The organism is Bacteroidota bacterium, from assembly GCA_005882315.1.
Taxonomy (GTDB): Bacteria; Bacteroidota; Bacteroidia; order Chitinophagales; family Chitinophagaceae; genus VBAR01.
Genome location: VBAR01000001.1, coordinates 1,034,521 through 1,051,465, shown reverse-complemented (window position 1 = coordinate 1,051,465; position 16,945 = coordinate 1,034,521). Strand labels below are relative to the sequence as shown.

Annotated in this window: 19 protein-coding genes; 7 read left to right on the top strand and 12 right to left on the bottom strand. The window is 37.4% G+C overall.

What is annotated here, in order from left to right:
- Positions 1-58 precede the first annotated feature (58 nt).
- Positions 59-493, top strand: a complete 435-nt coding sequence (locus tag E6H07_04280) for a hypothetical protein (GenBank protein ID TMI65145.1) — start codon at positions 59-61, stop codon at positions 491-493.
- A gap of 79 nt (positions 494-572) precedes the next feature.
- Entirely contained in the window at positions 573-1,115 is a 543-nt protein-coding gene (locus tag E6H07_04275; protein TMI65144.1) for a hypothetical protein, read from the top strand.
- A 30-nt stretch (positions 1,116-1,145) separates the two neighbouring features.
- Here E6H07_04275 and E6H07_04270 read toward each other — a convergent pair whose 3' ends face one another.
- The 6 genes from E6H07_04270 to E6H07_04245 form a co-directional block, all read right to left on the bottom strand.
- Positions 1,146-1,565 (bottom strand): hypothetical protein, encoded by a 420-nt coding sequence (locus tag E6H07_04270; GenBank protein ID TMI65143.1) that lies wholly within the window; start codon positions 1,563-1,565, stop codon positions 1,146-1,148.
- 138 nt (positions 1,566-1,703) lie between these two features.
- Positions 1,704-2,096 (bottom strand): MGMT family protein, encoded by a 393-nt coding sequence (locus tag E6H07_04265; GenBank protein TMI65142.1) that lies wholly within the window; start codon positions 2,094-2,096, stop codon positions 1,704-1,706.
- A 158-nt stretch (positions 2,097-2,254) separates the two neighbouring features.
- Complete coding sequence (locus tag E6H07_04260) at positions 2,255-2,443, bottom strand: hypothetical protein (GenBank protein TMI65141.1); 189 nt, start codon at positions 2,441-2,443, stop codon at positions 2,255-2,257.
- Entirely contained in the window at positions 2,427-3,137 is a 711-nt protein-coding gene (gene trmB, locus E6H07_04255; protein ID TMI65140.1) for a tRNA (guanosine(46)-N7)-methyltransferase TrmB, read from the bottom strand. Before trmB ends, E6H07_04260 begins: the two co-directional genes overlap by 17 nt.
- Positions 3,138-3,338: 201 nt before the next feature.
- Positions 3,339-4,268: a DUF3078 domain-containing protein gene (locus E6H07_04250; GenBank protein TMI65139.1), complete on the bottom strand. Its 930-nt coding sequence runs from the start codon at positions 4,266-4,268 to the stop codon at positions 3,339-3,341.
- A 162-nt stretch (positions 4,269-4,430) separates the two neighbouring features.
- The gene (locus tag E6H07_04245) at positions 4,431-5,357 is read right to left on the bottom strand and encodes a DUF3078 domain-containing protein (protein ID TMI65138.1); all 927 of its coding nucleotides are present in this window, start codon (positions 5,355-5,357) and stop codon (positions 4,431-4,433) included.
- Positions 5,358-5,897: 540 nt separating this feature from the next.
- On the opposite strand from E6H07_04245, the gene E6H07_04240 reads away from it, so the two are divergent.
- Both E6H07_04240 and E6H07_04235 read left to right on the top strand, forming a co-directional pair.
- Positions 5,898-6,362 carry a winged helix-turn-helix transcriptional regulator gene (locus E6H07_04240; GenBank protein ID TMI65137.1) on the top strand — a complete coding sequence of 155 codons (465 nt, stop codon included), beginning with the start codon at positions 5,898-5,900 and terminating at the stop codon, positions 6,360-6,362.
- 41 nt (positions 6,363-6,403) lie between these two features.
- A complete protein-coding gene (locus E6H07_04235) occupies positions 6,404-6,826 on the top strand; it encodes a hypothetical protein (GenBank protein ID TMI65136.1) in 423 nt (140 codons plus the stop codon).
- 1 nt (position 6,827) lies between these two features.
- Here the strand turns inward: E6H07_04235 and E6H07_04230 are convergent, their stop codons facing one another.
- From E6H07_04230 to E6H07_04220, 3 genes are read right to left on the bottom strand one after another with little or no spacing between them, the layout of a single operon-like run.
- Entirely contained in the window at positions 6,828-7,892 is a 1,065-nt protein-coding gene (locus E6H07_04230; protein TMI65135.1) for an ABC transporter permease, read from the bottom strand.
- A gap of 33 nt (positions 7,893-7,925) precedes the next feature.
- Complete coding sequence (locus E6H07_04225; protein ID TMI65134.1) at positions 7,926-9,041, bottom strand: glycosyltransferase; 1,116 nt, start codon at positions 9,039-9,041, stop codon at positions 7,926-7,928.
- 31 nt (positions 9,042-9,072) lie between these two features.
- The gene (locus tag E6H07_04220) at positions 9,073-9,471 is read right to left on the bottom strand and encodes a hypothetical protein (GenBank protein ID TMI65133.1); all 399 of its coding nucleotides are present in this window, start codon (positions 9,469-9,471) and stop codon (positions 9,073-9,075) included.
- A 109-nt stretch (positions 9,472-9,580) separates the two neighbouring features.
- On the opposite strand from E6H07_04220, the gene rpoN reads away from it, so the two are divergent.
- Positions 9,581-11,068 (top strand): RNA polymerase factor sigma-54, encoded by a 1,488-nt coding sequence (rpoN, locus tag E6H07_04215; protein TMI65132.1) that lies wholly within the window; start codon positions 9,581-9,583, stop codon positions 11,066-11,068.
- A 16-nt stretch (positions 11,069-11,084) separates the two neighbouring features.
- Positions 11,085-11,768, top strand: a complete 684-nt coding sequence (locus E6H07_04210; protein TMI66460.1) for a hypothetical protein — start codon at positions 11,085-11,087, stop codon at positions 11,766-11,768.
- Between the two features lie 86 nt (positions 11,769-11,854).
- Here the strand turns inward: E6H07_04210 and E6H07_04205 are convergent, their stop codons facing one another.
- The 3 genes from E6H07_04205 to E6H07_04195 form a co-directional block, all read right to left on the bottom strand.
- Positions 11,855-12,622, bottom strand: a complete 768-nt coding sequence (locus E6H07_04205; GenBank protein TMI65131.1) for a murein L,D-transpeptidase catalytic domain family protein — start codon at positions 12,620-12,622, stop codon at positions 11,855-11,857.
- Positions 12,623-12,807: 185 nt separating this feature from the next.
- Positions 12,808-13,854, bottom strand: a complete 1,047-nt coding sequence (locus E6H07_04200) for an AI-2E family transporter (GenBank protein TMI65130.1) — start codon at positions 13,852-13,854, stop codon at positions 12,808-12,810.
- Positions 13,855-13,964: 110 nt separating this feature from the next.
- Complete coding sequence (locus E6H07_04195; GenBank protein ID TMI65129.1) at positions 13,965-15,674, bottom strand: hypothetical protein; 1,710 nt, start codon at positions 15,672-15,674, stop codon at positions 13,965-13,967.
- Positions 15,675-15,918: 244 nt separating this feature from the next.
- On the opposite strand from E6H07_04195, the gene E6H07_04190 reads away from it, so the two are divergent.
- Positions 15,919-16,911: an aspartate-semialdehyde dehydrogenase gene (locus E6H07_04190; protein ID TMI65128.1), complete on the top strand. Its 993-nt coding sequence runs from the start codon at positions 15,919-15,921 to the stop codon at positions 16,909-16,911.
- Positions 16,912-16,945 lie beyond the last annotated feature (34 nt).

Below are 16,945 nucleotides of genomic sequence, written 5' to 3'. Positions count from 1 at the left end.
TTGATTTGCTAACTTCAGAGCTATAATTTAAACGAACCTTTATTAAATAAGTAATATTATGAAGAGTTTATTTTTGTCAATTATTTTGCTGGCAGGCATGAATGCATATAGCCAGGCTTATCTGTTTGTTGCTTCTTATGATCCACAGGGTAGTGGTTGCAAGAGTAAAATGCTTTATACGATCGGTTACTCTGAAGGACAGTATCGGACCACGTACGACAATTTCAGAGCAGAGAAAAAACCGCAAACAAGCGAGGTCTTTCAAATGCCAAAGGGCAAATTCACGGTCATTTATGCATATAAACACAGGATAAAGGGATTTGATTGTGAGCGGACTGTTTATGGTGCAGCATCAGGCAATACAAAAGAAGAAGCATTGGAAAAAATGTATAGTATAACGAAAGATGATGATATTGCTTTTCGTCATAGCCCAAAACCAGAGTTCTATTGGAATGCCTCAACTGGTGAAAAAATTCCGGAGTCTGGCCGATAAAAGTTTATAGTTCTTATTTATTTCAGGCGAAGGCGCTGGGCGGACAGGAAAATTCATTACACACAATAATATATTTAGTATGCATAAAATACTTATTTTATTTCTTCTTCTTTGCTCCTGTAAATCGAATCCAAGATCAAATGATAATAAAAAGAACGAATCACAATTAGTCAATGTGTCTTCTGAGTATAATTACGAGATGAGTGACGCTACATTATCGATCTTTTTAATGCACTTTGTGAACGTTGCGAAAAGCCGGGACAAAGCCCTGCTTGAAAAGGAATCAACAAAAATTATTAACGATAATAATAAGGAAACACCATTTGAAATTTTTTTTGATAAAAGCTTCTCAAGAGTTTTTGATAGTGCTTTATTAATGAAACTCTCAAATACTGATAGTTTGGAATATTCCAGTTCTGATATGGAGCTTGAATATTTCCCCAAGGAAATCCAGGGTCAATTAAAAGGCAATAGGATTTCCACATTAAGAGAAGTGAATATTACAAAGGAGCGACATGAATTGTTTATAAAACTTGTAATTCTTGCGTTTGTTGAGACAAAGGAAGGGTTTAAATTTTTCGGGTATAGAACTATAGAAAATACGATGAGGCCTATTGAATAGCCTGTTAAAATTAATTATTTTGTTGTACTATCAATACTTATTCTCCCAAAGCTGTTCTTCTTCCAGTTCCAATTTTCTTTTCTCTTTCAACTTCTGCGGTAGTTTAGATTCGAAAATGATTATGATAATGGCGATATGATAGATGAAAAATAAAGAGACTACAAGGGAGAAAGCATAATGCGTCATCCAGAGCCAAACAACCACTGCTGAAAAAATGCCACTAATGATCAGCAGTATAATTGAAACTTGTTTTTTCAATGCCAGCAACAAGAATGCGATGATGGCAAAAAAATATTCAGCGATCATCGGGTTGGTAATTTTGCTGGGGATGGCAAATATTAAATGCTGTACCAGGCAAACGAATGAAAGCAATGCACCAAAGCCGCCGCAGTATTCGCAAAGATTCTTATGATAATCAGTAAAAGGATTAAAGGGTTGTGTGGAAGACATCTTCTTTACAGATTTGTTTTTTTAAAGTTTTGGCCACAGAGTGCCACAGAATAAAACAGAGAGCCGCAGAGATATTATGTACACTCTGTGCACCTCATTATCCTCCGCGGCTCTCTGTGGCCAATTTTTCTCAATTAATCAAAGACCCCATTCTTCTGCCGGGTCCCAAAACAGTTTTTCAAAATCAACCACTTTGTCATTCTTCACTTTTATCCCTTCTTTCTTCAACAAGTTTTCCATTGCATCAGGCGAACCAAAATGAAATTTGCCACTGAGCATGCCAATACGGTTTACTACACGATGTGCAGGTACTTTAGGTTTTACTCTTCCGGCGCCGTTCATAGCCCAGCCAACCATTCGTGCAGATGATCTTGTACCCAATGCATTTGCAATAGCCCCATAAGAAGTAACTCTTCCTTTCGGAATTTGTCTTGCTACTTCAAATACCAGTTCGAAAAAACTTTCATCTTTCCGGCCGGAAGGTTTTACTGATCTCAGCTTTTGCTTTGTTGTTGGTTTTTTTGCTGGCATGCAGTGAAGATAAAAAAAACAAGATGAAATTTTATTGCTTTAAAGTATTTTTTGAACCACATAGGACAAAGTAAACATAGGGTTCACATAGAACCTATGTGTAATCCTATTGTGATCTAAATTCTATGTGGTTCAATTTTTTCGAACTGATACTCTGCTCAATTTTCAGAGGATTCAATATCACCATCTGAATCAGGTATCAATAATCCCGAAACATTTATATGATCAAAGGGGCAATGCCGGCACCCGTTGCCGCAGCAGTATCCTCTTTCGGATAAATATTTTTCGGTTAAAACGACTTTGCCGTCTTCAACATAAAAATCAACACCTTCAATCAGCGGTTGCATAGTCTTTTAATAATTGTTTCAGTTGTTCATCGGTTTCTTTGCCCGGTATATTTTGCGGTAAAGAAAAACAGAGATAATGAATACGATTACTGCCGGCAATATCCAACGACTCGTAATGTGTTTTTATTTTTAAAACATCCGGCACAGCTTGTATTGAATAAACATTGTCGATATCCGTAACCGTTTTGCAATTGTATAGTTCAATAACTTTTTTTGTAAACAAATACAGGTCGGGGCTATCGGTTTTAAGATGGATCAGCCCGCCGGGTTTTAGCAACTGTTGGTACATTCTTAAAAACTTTGGATGCGTTAATCTTTTTTTTGCTTTTGATAAGCGCAGTTGCGGATCAGGAAACGTGATCCATATTTCACTCACTTCATCTTTTGCAAAATGTTCATTGATCTTATCGATCTGTGTGCGGAGAAAAGCAACATTCATCAAATTATTCTGCAATGCTTTTTTTGCACCTACCCAAATGCGGTTGCCTTTTAGATCAATACCGATAAAATTTTTATCTGTATACAATGTTCCCAATCCAAGAGCATATTCTCCTTTGCCACAGGCCAATTCGAGTATAATTGGATTTTGGTTCGCAAAGAAAACATTCCATTTACCGGGCATGTCCACCGGATTCTCCAGCACATTCCTAAAGGTTTTTAATTCTGCAAAACGAACTAATTTTTTATGAGCCATTCGGGCAAAGATAATTCAAACATGCTCTGGAAGGAAAGCAATGACTGCAAGTATTGTATCATTTTCGAAAAAAGAAAGGCCACTGAGAACCTCAGAGAAACGGAGGAACACAGAGATAAACTCGGTGGTTCTCATAAAACTCCGTGGCTCTCTGTGGCCAAAAGTTATACAAACTAAAATGTTTTTATAAGCGAGGCAGAATTATATTTTTACCAATAGCCCTACACCAAAAATTGATTTGAACTGTAATGCCGGTGATGAATCGTTACTGCCGAAAACCCGCAGGTCATCATCATAGATCATATCAACGTTCCAGCTCAATGCGATGATCTTTGCAATTTTAGCAGAAAGGGTGTTGGTTACAAACACATCTATATTTTGTGGATTTTGCTGGTAATTGGAAAAGAGATCAAGTCTTGCTTTATAAGCGAAGTATTTATTAAAAGATCTTTGATAACTAAGGGTAGCAAAGGCGCCATTTTGATTAATGTTCCTATGTGTCGGTTTTAGTCCATAATCAACTTTTGAAGTGAGGCTGGTATCGGTCACAAAAGTCCACCGTGAAGTAACCGGCGAAATAAAAAATGAAAAATATTGATCAGGCTTGTAATCGATACCCTGGCTTACTACAAGATAGGCAGGTGAAAGAAATGATGATGCAAATGTTTTTACATTGTTAGGATAAGTATATCCGTTTGCAAACTGCGACCGGAAATTTACAAGAGTAGCAAGGTTTAAGTGCTTATTCAGCGAAAATCCATATTTAGATAAAAAATCAAAACGATCATCATTCTTCCGGCCGCCAAGACTGGTCGTGTTGATATAACCGAAATTGGCAGAAAAGCTATTGTCCCAGGTATGTTTGTTTTTTTTATGAAACAGGAAGAGGTTCAGTGAAGAGCTCACTGTAAAAGAAAAATCATCACCACCCCCGGCCCAGTTGCTTTGACTTCCTTGTCCAACGCTAAGCCCGAATGAACCGCCACCTTTCCATCTTTTTAAAACCGTATCAGGTATATCGTTTTTAAGTTGCCGTGAAGATTCCATCTGAAGCTTACGGACAATAGCATCTTGTGAAAATGTAGAAGAAGAAGTTAAAAATAAAATGTAAAATAAAATGATCCTGTTCATTAGTGTGTGGCTTGGTATTTCAAATAAACAACAGAATAAAAGAAATATTTTAACGGGAATGTTAAAATAATTTTGTTCTAATGGCTGTTTGTTTACAAAGCAGACCGTTGAAGGGCTATTCAATTTTGCAAAATGAATAGACAGTTTGATTTTTCAAACTGATCAGAACTTAACTAGTACCCCTACACCTACCAATGATTTTAATTGCAGGCCCGGTGATGTTTGAGTAGGTCCAAAAAGACGAACATCATCGTCATAGATAAGATCAACACTCCAGGTAAGGGCTAATATCTTGCTCAATTTTACATTTAGCGCATTTGTCATATACAAGTCAACATTCTGCGGGTTGTGTTTATAATTAGAAAACAGATCCAGCCTTCCTTTATAACTAAGTGTTTTATTAAACTCTTTCATGTAGTTGACAGAAACAAAAGCTCCGAATTCAAAATTTGATTTTTCGCCCGGCTTCACACCATATAGACCTTTATTGGAAAGCGCAGTATCTTTTACGATTACAAAACGGGCTGTCGTAGGAGAAAAGAAGATGGACAATTCTTTGATTGGCTTATAATCCAAACCAAGGCTGAGTACTATATAACCCGGCGCCATAAAATTGGACGAATAAGTTGTTGTAGTTTCTGTGTGAGTATAACCTTTAAAGAACTGCGACCTCAGGTTGAAAAGAGTTGCCGCATTCATTTTTGGTGAAATAGCATAGCCATATTTTGAAAGCAGATCAAAACGATCATCATTTTTTCGGCTACCGAGACTGGTAGTTTTTACATAGCCAAGATTAAAATCAAAGGTATTGTCCCAGCTATGTTTGTCTTTTTTATAAAAAGCATATACGCTGAGCAATGAATTGACCGCTATAGAAAATTTTTCCCCACCTGCTGCCCAGTTAGAAAGGGAGCCTTGTGATAAATTTAAGCTGTACATACCCCCGGTCTTCCAGGCTTTTTTTGTTGTATCATTCGGATCTTTTTTGATATCCTTTTCAGTTTCAGAACGGAGTTTTTTCACTGTTTCATCCTGGGAATAAGAAAGCAGGCAACAAAATAATCCTGTTAACAGTAATATTTTTTTCATGCAGTTTGAGTTTAATTTAAGTTGAATGGTTCTAGTTAATCAAAAATAGTGCACTATTTATGGGGATAGATATCATAACACAAAAACGGGAAGTGTAAGATCTATTTGGAACAACAAGAGGTCATGAAGCAAAAGAAGGTAAATAAAAAAGCCCCGCTAAAAAGCGGGGCTTACAAAACATGAGAAAAAGATTGCTGTAGGGGGAGGGGTCGAACCTCCACGGAGCAGTTAGCTATAACACAAAGATTAGTGGTCAACCCTGGTCGGCCTTACCAATGGTAACGTCGGCTCTATGTTACGTTTATCCTGTTATCTCCACCCCCGAGACGAGAGGGCATGTCTGCCGGGCTTACGCCATTTCATCACCCCACAGTATTGAAAGAACTTTTTTAAAAGATCCCGATAATTATCGGGATTGATAGGACAAAAATAAAGGCTAATACCAAATCATTCCAAATTATTCAATGATTATTTTAAAATAATTGAAATTGTCTAATTATATTTGATATCGTTAGAAATAATCTAAAAACTATCTTCAATATGGCTAGTAAATTGAATCTTGACAAATTGGACCTTCAGATCATTCAGCATATGGTGGATGGCGATGTCTCCTATGCTGACCTGGGTAAAAAACTATTTGTATCCGGTGGCACCGTACATGTAAGGATAAAAAAATTGCAAGAGGCAGGTATTGTAAAAGGCTATAAACTGAATGTTGATTTTAAAAAAATGGGTTATGATGTAATTGCATTCATTGGTATTTATCTTGAAAAGAGTTCGCTATATGATTCCGTAGCTAAGGAACTACAAAAGATAAAAGAAATAGTCAGGGTGAATTATACAACAGGCAATTATAGCATGTTTGCAGAAATAGTTTGCAGGGATATTGAGCAACTACGTTTTGTATTGCATGATGAGCTGCAAAAAATAAAAGGAATTGAACGAACTGAGACATTTATCTCACTGGAGGAAAGCCTGAATCGTACTGTAAATGTATTTGGATAGGCAGGGCAGAATTGCTAATTTGCCGGCCTCAAACAGTGATTATGAAAGCAGTTTTGCGTTTGTTGTCTTTATTTTTAATCAGTGCCATTTTTGTCTCTTCCGGTTGTAAAAAAAGCAGCGGAGGTGGTGGAGGCGGAGGTACCCCAGAAGCTACCCTGGTTGTTACTACCAACCCTCCAAATGGTTCAGTGCAGGCGCCATCCAATGGCCCATTTGATTTAACAGTAACGATTACTTCAACGATGCCACCAAGCGGAGTAAAAATTGAGATCACAGCAAGAAAAGACGATGGCACAAATCCGCCACCTTTTTTTACGAGCACAAATAATTCAACAAGCGCAGTAAACAATTATACAATCACCGGCACACCAGCAACCACACAATGTATTGTCAATATAAAAGTGACCTCATTGACAACATCAACCAATACATGGTCGGGTAGTTACAGGTATTCGAGAAAATAGATCAGCGGACATTGAGGGCATCACGGAGACCATTGCCCAATAAATTAAAAGCAAGAACGAGTAACATAATTGCAAAACCCGGCGCCAATGCAAGCACCGGGTTTTCTGTTATAATAAAATTGTAATTTTCTTTTATCATCAATCCCCAACTCGGCATCGGTGGTTGTACACCTACTCCGAGAAAACTTAATCCTGCTTCGATCACAATAGCAGAAGCAAAATTGGAAGCCGCAATTACTATTACCGGCCCCATAATATTTGGCCAGATATGACGAACAATGATCCTGAATGATGAATAGCCCAAAGCTTTGCCCGCTTCCACATATTCCAGTTCTCTTACTGTCATCACCTGGCTGCGAACCAATCTTGCAACATTCACCCACATAGTAAGACCAACAGCAACAAATACCTGCCAGAAACCTTTGCCGAGTAATAATGTAATGGCGAATACTAACAACAAAGTCGGAATGCTCCAGATAACATTGATGAACCACATAATGATCTCATCTGTTCTTCCGCGAAAATAACCTGCAAGGGAACCCAATATCAAACCGATGCTTAGTGAAATGATTACTGTTATTAAACCTACACTTAAACTTACTCTTGTGCCGATAATGATGCGGCTGAGTATATCACGGCCATAACTGTCGGTACCAAACCTGTAACTTATTTGCTTTATTGGGAGGGTTTTAGCATAAGCTTGTCTTTCAGTTACGCCAACATCAATTAATTTCTGAACAATAATGCTATCAGCCTTCACTTCATAACTTGTAATGGGGATATAATTATATATATCTTCTTTTCCTGAAATCAATTGACTAAAAAATGATGTTTGCGGAGGATTATCTTTTTGTACTAAAAGAAATTGTTGTTTAAAGCCGGGCTTTTCACCATCTATTTCAACGATAATGCGATTTGCGTTGGGTGTTTTATCAGGCGCAATAAAATAAGCGAAGATGGCAACAATAGCCGCAATGCAAATAATGATAAGGCCAAAGACAGCGCCTTTGTTTTTCTTTAACCGCTTCCACGCCGCCTGTTGAAATGAAATTTCTTTGTGATGCATTGCAGCAGAAAGATAAATACAAATGAGGAGAAATTATTTTACTCTTCTTCCTTTCCATTCATACGAACCGAACTTGCCCAACCAACCGGCAATGATGGTGTAAAGAATATGTAAAGGCTGTAAAAAAGCAAAATACGGCAGCATGTATTTTTTATTGAAGAAAGAAGAAATGGAAATGAGAAAAGGATATTCAACTAAAGTTTTTGCAATTAATAAAACCAATGCGGCCCACCAGTAAAAAGCAGACCAGAACCCCGCAACCAGTAACACGATAAACGACAAGTTAAATAAATAAACAACCAGCAATACCCAAAAGATCCTTTTATCATCATACTTATCTGCTTTGCTGGCCCAGCGAATACGCTGGTTAAAAAATGCAGTCCACGATTTTACCGGCTGGGTAGAAACAATTGCATTTTTTGATTTAAGGTATTGGATCCGGCCGGTAAAATGCTTTTCTATTTTATACATCAATAACATATCGTCGCCACTGGCAATATGGTCAATACCCATAAAACCATTTACCGCATGAAAGGCTTTGCGTTCATAAGCAAGGTTGGCGCCATTGCACATGCTGTGTACCTGTTTGTAAACGGATGCGCCGGTAATTCCTTGTAACACCATAAAATCCATTGCCTGGAAAACCTGTACCAGCGAAGAACCGCAATTGATGTCAACCGGGGCAACGACAAATACAGCATTGGTTTTTTTATAAAAATTTTCAATGGTCAGTAACCAATTTGGGGGAACCATGCAATCGGCATCTGTGGTTATGATCAGATCTCCAGATGCGGCGGCAACACCTGTTTCAATCGCTTTCTTTTTATGTGAGTTAATCCCCTGCTCTTTTAAGGAAATCAGTTTTACAAAAGAGAATTGCAAGGTAAGTGAAGCTGTGTTATCAGTTGAGTTATCATCTACAACAATTATTTCAAGCAACTCTTTAGGATAAGTTTGATTGTTGATTGAATGCAATAAGGCTTCAATATGTATCTCTTCATTGCGGGCCGGAACAATCACCGAGATTTTTGTAGAAGGGGGGTGTTGTGATGGCTGAAATACCGGAATGGATTTCCAGCTTTGCCAGTAATAAATGATCAGTAAGGCATAAGTAATAAATAAAGCAGTGATGATGCCGGTTAAAACCATTCCAACAAATGTAACTGAAATGATGCAGTGCTTAGTAAGCAGGCTTTATTGCATTGGGTTTTTGTTCGAGATAGTTTGTGTAATCCAATGACCCCAGACGAAGACGAAGTGGTAGTGAAGTTTGTTTTTCAAAAATATACTCACGTTTACAAATGAAACCGAGGTTAGAAGTATAATAATTTTTTATAAGGGGGCTTGTACAAAAGGTCGCTGCAAATTTTTCTTTTTGTGTATAAGAATCTTTAAAAGTCGGAATAGGAGCAATATTTATAAGCCTTACCTGCATAGTATCTGATTTAATTAAAATATTAAAACGTGAATACTTAGGCAAGCCTGTTTTTATTTTAAAGGAGCTCATATTCTGAGCAAAAATTTCCCCATTAAAAAATAATAACAGCACAACAAGAAAGTATTTGGGTCGTTGCGCCATGTTTCATTTATTTGTATGTAAATTTACGGCCTGATTTTTGATGAAAGGGAAAATTTTTTTGAATTTCAGGGTCTTAAATGTTAAAACACAATAAGGGAGAGGAGAAACGATGGCATTAAGTCAGAATTTACAACAGAAACTTTTACAGAAACTATCGCCACAGCAGATTCAGCTAATGAAATTGCTGCAGGTGCCTACTGCCAATCTTGAAACGAGGATCAAAGAAGAGATGGAAGAAAACCCTGCACTGGAATTGGATGAAGATATTCATGATGAATTTGAAGAAGGTAAAGATGAGTTTACTGAAAACGGGGAAGAGGAATATGAAGAGCCAGATGGAAGTGAGAGTGAATATGAAAACCTTGATGTGAGTGACTATGTGCAGGATGGTGATGATGATATTGCAGATTATAAACTTAAAGATGATAATTATCCTGAAGAAGATGAAGGCAGGCAATTGCCGCATAAAAGTGAGTCCTCTTTTTTTGATATGCTTATCAACCAACTTGGCTTGCTCAAGCTGGATGATAAGGAACAGAAAATTTCTGTACAGCTCATTGGAAGTATAGATGAAGACGGCTACTTACGGAGGGAAACTTCGGCGATCGTGGATGATTTGGCGTTTCGCCAGAATATAGATGCAAGCGAAGCAGAGGTAGAGGCAGTAATAAAAAAAATTCAGCAGTTTGATCCGCCAGGAGTAGCAGCCCGTGATTTGAAAGAATGTTTGCAGATCCAACTGCAACGTTTAAAAGACGAAGGAAAAAATGTAGACACTGCTTTGCTGGCAATAAAAAAATATTTTGAAGAGTTTACAAAGAAGCACTACGAAAAAATTCAAAGAGGATTAAACCTTACTGATGAACAACTGAAAGACGTAATGCTTCAGATCACAAGACTTAATCCTAAACCCGGCGGAAGTGTGACCGTTGTTAATAAAGCAGAGAACTATGTAGTACCTGATTTTTTTATTTACAATAATGCGGGAAAACTTGAATTAACATTGAACAGCCGCAATGCACCCGAACTGCGCATCAGTGAAGGATATCGTGATATGCTGAAGGAATATGACCGCGGTGCCAAAAAAGATAGACGACAAAAAGAAGCGGTGATGTTCATCAAACAAAAAATCGATTCAGCCAAATGGTTTATTGATGCTATCAAACAACGGCAGCAAACCCTGCTGCATACAATGACTGCTATCATGAATCACCAACATGAGTTTTTCTTTACCGGTGATGAAACCAATTTGCGACCCATGATCCTGAAGGATATTGCTGAAAAAACAAACCTGGATATTTCTACAGTTAGCCGGGTGGCGAACAGTAAATTTGTACAAACAGAATTTGGTACTTACAGGCTGAAATTTTTCTTCAGTGAATCATTGAGTACTGAAAGCGGTGAAGAGGTTTCAACAAGAGAAGTGAAAAAGATACTAAGCGACCTGATCGAGTTTGAAGAAAAGAAACATCCGTTAAGTGATGAACGGCTGACCGAAATGCTCCAGGAAAAAGGTTATAATATAGCACGGCGTACGGTAGCTAAGTATCGTGAGCAATTAAATATTCCTGTAGCGAGATTGAGAAAAGAACTTTAGACAAAAAATGAACGAAATACTAACGGCACAACCATCAAACGGAAACGGTAAGGAGGAATTGATCCGGTTTCCGCAATCTCTCAGGATTGCTGCAAAAATTATTTCCTGGGTTTTCCATCCCATTTTTATCCCGGTTTATGTATTGATCTTTTTGTTGCAGATCCAACCCCATCTTTTTGTCGGGTTATCGGCTCTTAAAAAAACATTTACTATCATTCAGTTTGGGGTGATGTATGCTTTTTTCCCGGTAGTAACAGCTTTGCTTTTAAAAGCACTTGGCTTTATCGAGTCGATTTATATGAAAACACAAAAGGACAGGATCATTCCCTATGTGATCTGTATGATCTATTATTTCTGGGTTTGGTATGTCATCAAAAATCAGTCAGCTTACCCCGAGGAACTGATAGAATTTTCACTGGCTATTTTTATTTCATCTATACTGGGTCTCATGAGTAATGCCTATATGAAAGTGAGTATGCATGCAATGGCAATGGGGGTAATGGCAGCATTTGTATTGCTGCTTGCTATGCAGGATAACCTGGATTCGGGGGTTTATATTTCCGCAGCTATACTATTACCCGGATTAGTATGTACAGCAAGGCTGATCGTATCTGATCATTCAAATAAAGAAATTTATATCGGCTTGTTTCTTGGTATTGCATCACTATTGATCGCAAATTTGATCTTCAATTATTTTTAACTACGGTTATAAAAAACAAAAAAGCCCAACCATAGGGTACGTTGAGCTTTTTGTATTCATCCATCCTTGTGTGATCCTGTGTCCAATTAGTCGTTTAATATTTTTGATGTCTCTATATATTTCTTAGTAGGATGGTAGATAAAGAAACAAGTTCCATTTTTTATTGTATTGATTATTTTCCGGGACTGCTTTGCAGGTACAGCAGGGCAACCGAAACTGCGACCGATATATTTACTGAAACGCAGGTAATCATTGCCAACATAGGCTGAACCATGTACCACGATCTTTCTTCTAAAAGCCTTATCATTTATTCCAGGTTCCATGCCATCAATAGTAAGTGCCAGCCCATAACCACCATAATAAGTACTACGTGTGACATAAAAACCTAAACTACTTTGCAATGATTCAGGTTTATTGGAAAAACGGGTCGCATATTCTCTTCCGGAATTTCTGCCATGCGCAACATGTGTTTGCATCAGCAGTTTATAGTTTGCGAGATCTACAACATACATTCTTTTGCGACGACTGCTCTGGCTGAAATCACAAATAGTAATAATGCCACTTCGATTAATTTTATTTTCTTCTGATAACGTTAGGTAACCTTTTACTGCATATTCAAATACTTCTTTCTTCAAACCTGATCTTGCAAGTTTTATACTGTCATAGATTGCTGAAACTTCTGATATTGTTTCAGTCGATTCATGTACAAAAGAATGATTTGAAGTAGATGGATTGTTTACAGGTTTACTTACTGTTAAGATATTGTCTGATGAACTGTCTGCTTGCTTATAAGGAACAAACAAAAAAGACAAAGACAAGCATGCCGCGGATATGTTGAATATTCGGTTTTTCATTCAGGTACGGTTCATCCGGTTATTGATGCCGGATTTTTGGATTTGGATACTCTTGTTTAAACGTGAGTTATTGCAAAAATATTTTTCAAATGCATGAATTACAAGCATCAAATAGCGTTTTTTCATTTTGAAACGCAAAATTACCTGAATGGCATTAGTGGAAACCGTTAAAAAGTACTGACAATTTAATTCTCCATGATCTTGGTCAAGTCTCTTTGCTTGTGAATGAACTCATTTGAATAAATACGAAGCAGTAATATAAATAGTGAGATCAGAAGCGGACCAAATATCAAACCAATGAATCCAAACACCTTCAATCCGACAATAACACCGAATACAGTGATGAGTGGATGTACATTACCAATTTTACTGGCAAGGGTAAAACGAAATACATTATCAACTAACCCAATAATGCCAAACCCAAAAATTAGCATTGCAATTCCTTGCGTCGTATCTCCATTGGCAAAAAAGATAATAGCAATTGGTACATACGCTAATGCTGCACCCACTACAGGCAGCATAGCAGTAATACATGTAACCACGAACCAGAACCAGGGTTCCTTCACACCTATAATTAAATAACCAATAACTGCCACTACACCCTGCAGTAATGCAATCAAAGGAATGCCGATCGCATTTGATACTACCATATTGTTTACTTCTTTCCCAAGTTTGTGTACATTATCATCATGCAGGGGAGTATGTTCGTAAATGGCTATTTCCATCTTTTTACCATTTACCAGCATAAAATAAAGCATGAAGTACATAAAGAAGATCGTGGTTAGTGTATTGAACGTAGCGTTTAATAGTTGCGGTATCCCATTTGTGATCCTTTTTCCAAGGTTATTTATATTCTCATTACTCACCAGGTCCATATTAAACCGCTCTTCAATATCACCAATTACTTTTTTTAATGCTACTATCAGTTCATTCCCGTGTTCAATGGCGTAAGTAACCTTTGATGACATCATATTGATCAGTATAAAAATGGGAAAGAGGATTACTACCATCGACAACAACATTAGCAGGGTTGCTGCCAATGCTTTTTTCATTTTTTTTACATAACACAAATAAAACATCCAGCGGCGCATGAGGATGTATAAAGTGATGGCTCCTAACAAAGCCGGCAAAAAATTAAACAACTCAAGAAACAATAAGAGGCCCAGTGCTACCAGTATAATGATAAATAAAATCTGGCGTACCTGGTCCTGGTTAATTACCTGTTTATTCATATTAAATTAGCTGCTCTATTAAAGATAAAGAAATAAGACTCTTTCCATGCAGTATATTTAGTTATCAAAACCCTGTTGTTGAAAAAAAATATTTATAGTAAGCTATCGGGTTAATTTAGTTTTCTTGCGAGCACAACAGTGTTCTTGAACTTTTGTTTTTTGCCTTGCAGGTTAAATATTTCTGTAAATAAAATATAAGTACCAACTGGCAGTTTCAATCCTTTATCATCAAGGCCATCCCAGTTCCAGTAGCCGGTTAAACCCAGTGTACCATTTCTTACTAAATTTTTTACAGGCCTGCCGGCTGCATCAAAGATGGTGATATTGGCAATATAGCCCGGTTCATCTATTTTATATTGTATGGTTGCAATATCATCACGGCCATCATTATCCGGGCTAAAAACTTTTGGTGTTACTTCAATTGTTGCATTGATAGCCTGCGCTAATTTATATTGGGAGTTTTTATAAGTAGGAGTTCCATATCCCGCAGTTGAGGCGGCACTATGCCAGTTGTTTTCATCCTGGCTGGTAGCATCCGGGTCTATTCTTTCCAATGAAACACCTTCTGCATTATCAATCAATTTAAAATGCCAGTCATCTTTATATTTTACCTCATCAACAACATTTCCCTGGAAATTTAAAATCACAACATCACCTTCATCATCAGAATATGAAGGCAAAGTGGAAAGTACTAAAACCTTATCTGGATTCTGAACTAAATAATTTAAGGCAAGGTTATCTGCATCTTCAGTGACTACAAAATAATCACCAGGAAAAATATAACTCGGCGAAGCAGATAATAATTTTTGAGAACTGATAACACCACTGCTGTTCCGGTTAGCGATATAAATTTTTGATGCATCAAAAATTTTATTGCTGCGGTTATAGACTTCTACAAAATCATAAGCATTGCTACGGGGATTAAACAGGATTTCATTAATGATAAGTTCGCCTGCCGCTACATCAACCGGTAACCCAAACTTTGCTTTATTACTGTTTCCGATCGTATTGTTTTTGCAATCGGTAATATTGGATGCAGTAACAGTATAAATGGTATTTGCAGCGATCAGAGAAGTTGTTTTTAACTGTACTGTATTAAACAACGGAGCTAATGTGGTTGCTGATAGTAAAGACAATCCGCCATCAACTGAGTAATTGGCAAGGATTGCTCCTTTCAAACTATCAACGGGCTCATCAAAAACCAAAATGATCGTTGTGTTATCTGTTGTGTATGCTCTTTTTAGTTTAGGCGCTTCAGTATCATTATTTGTTCCATCAATCGAATTCTTTTTTCCCGGTGTGCCACCTTTTACATCTACACTTGCTTTCCAATTATTTATTTCCGTGCAAGGATTCTTTGTATCCATCATTTCCAATGTCCATCCTCCATCAGCTTTCACTACATTCTGATACCATGCGGAAGTATAAGAAACAGCATGAATCGTTCTTCCATTAGCAGATCGGAGAAATAACTGGTCGCCATCATTATCTAGTGATGGAAAATTGGTAACTGAAATAGTAGTTCCTAATACAGACATAGCAGCAACTGCGCTGCCTGTGCATACTACTACAAAACTATCCGGTTGTAATGTGAAATTGGGCATAGGTCCGCTTTGCCCGGTAGCATCGCCAATCCGCCAGCCCTGAAGATTAATTGGAGCGGCGGTTGTGTTTTTCAATTCGATCCATTCATTATTGGGTAAGGTTACTTGCGGCGTTTGATCGGCCATTATTTCATCAATAACTACATCGTAGCGGTTTTGGGCAATGGTTAATGATGAAAACAAAACAGATGTAAGTATGAAAAACAGAAATTTCACATTTCAATATAATCAATCAGCTACAAATGATAACGTTTGCGTAAAAAAATCAGGATTATATTTTGAACATTAACTTCCGCCCTATACTTTTGCCTCACGAAATGAATATGACGAAACATACAAAATGCACAAAGAAACGTTCCTAAGGGAGGTTTGCAGCATTATGTATGTAACTATATAAAAGCTTGACAGGCCTTCCAGAGTTGGAAGGCCTTTTAATTTTAAACACAAAACAAAAGATCAAATGAAAGTTGCAGTAGTTGGCGCCACAGGATTAGTTGGTAGCAAAATGTTACAGGTTCTTGCCGAAAGAAATTTTCCAGTCACGGAATTAATTCCGGTTGCATCAGAAAGAAGCGTAGGTAAAGAAGTGGAATTTAAAGGAAAGAAATATAAAGTGGTAAGTATGACTGACGGCATTGCAGCCAAACCAGCTGTTGCAATTTTTTCTGCAGGCGGTGGTACTTCATTAGAATGGGCGCCAAAGTTTGCCGAAGCTGGTATTACTGTTATTGATAATTCAAGTGCCTGGAGAATGGATCCTACAAAACCATTGATTGTTCCAGAGATCAATGCTGATATTCTTACAAAGAATGACAAGATCATTGCGAACCCAAATTGTTCAACAATACAAATGGTGGTAGCATTAAATCCGCTCCATAAAAAATATAAAGCAAAAAGAATTGTTGTTTCTACTTACCAGAGTGTAACAGGTACTGGCGTAAAAGCAGTAACACAATTAATGAATGAAAGAAACGGTGTAGCAGGTGAAAGAGCATATAAATACCCGATCGATTTGAATGTGATACCGCAGATCGATGTGTTCCTTGAGAACGGTTATACAAAAGAAGAAATGAAAATGGTAAAAGAAACTTGCAAGATCATGCGTGATGATTCTATCCGTGTTACTGCAACTACAGTTCGTATACCGGTTATAGGTGGACATAGCGAAAGTGTGAATGTGGAATTTGAAAATGAGTTTGATTTGAATGAGCTAAGAACTGATTTGGTAAATGCTCCGGGAATAATAGTAGTGGATGATATAGCGAACCATGAATATCCCATGCCAATGGATGCACATGAGAGAGATGAAGTGTTTGTTGGAAGATTGAGAAGAGATGAAACTCAGCCAAACACATTAAATATGTGGGTAGTTTCAGATAATCTTCGTAAAGGCGCTGCTACAAATGCGGTACAGATAGCAGAATATCTTCTTGCGAAAAATTTATTGGGCTGATTAAAGCTGCTTTCTGTTTTAGTTCTGCTAAATA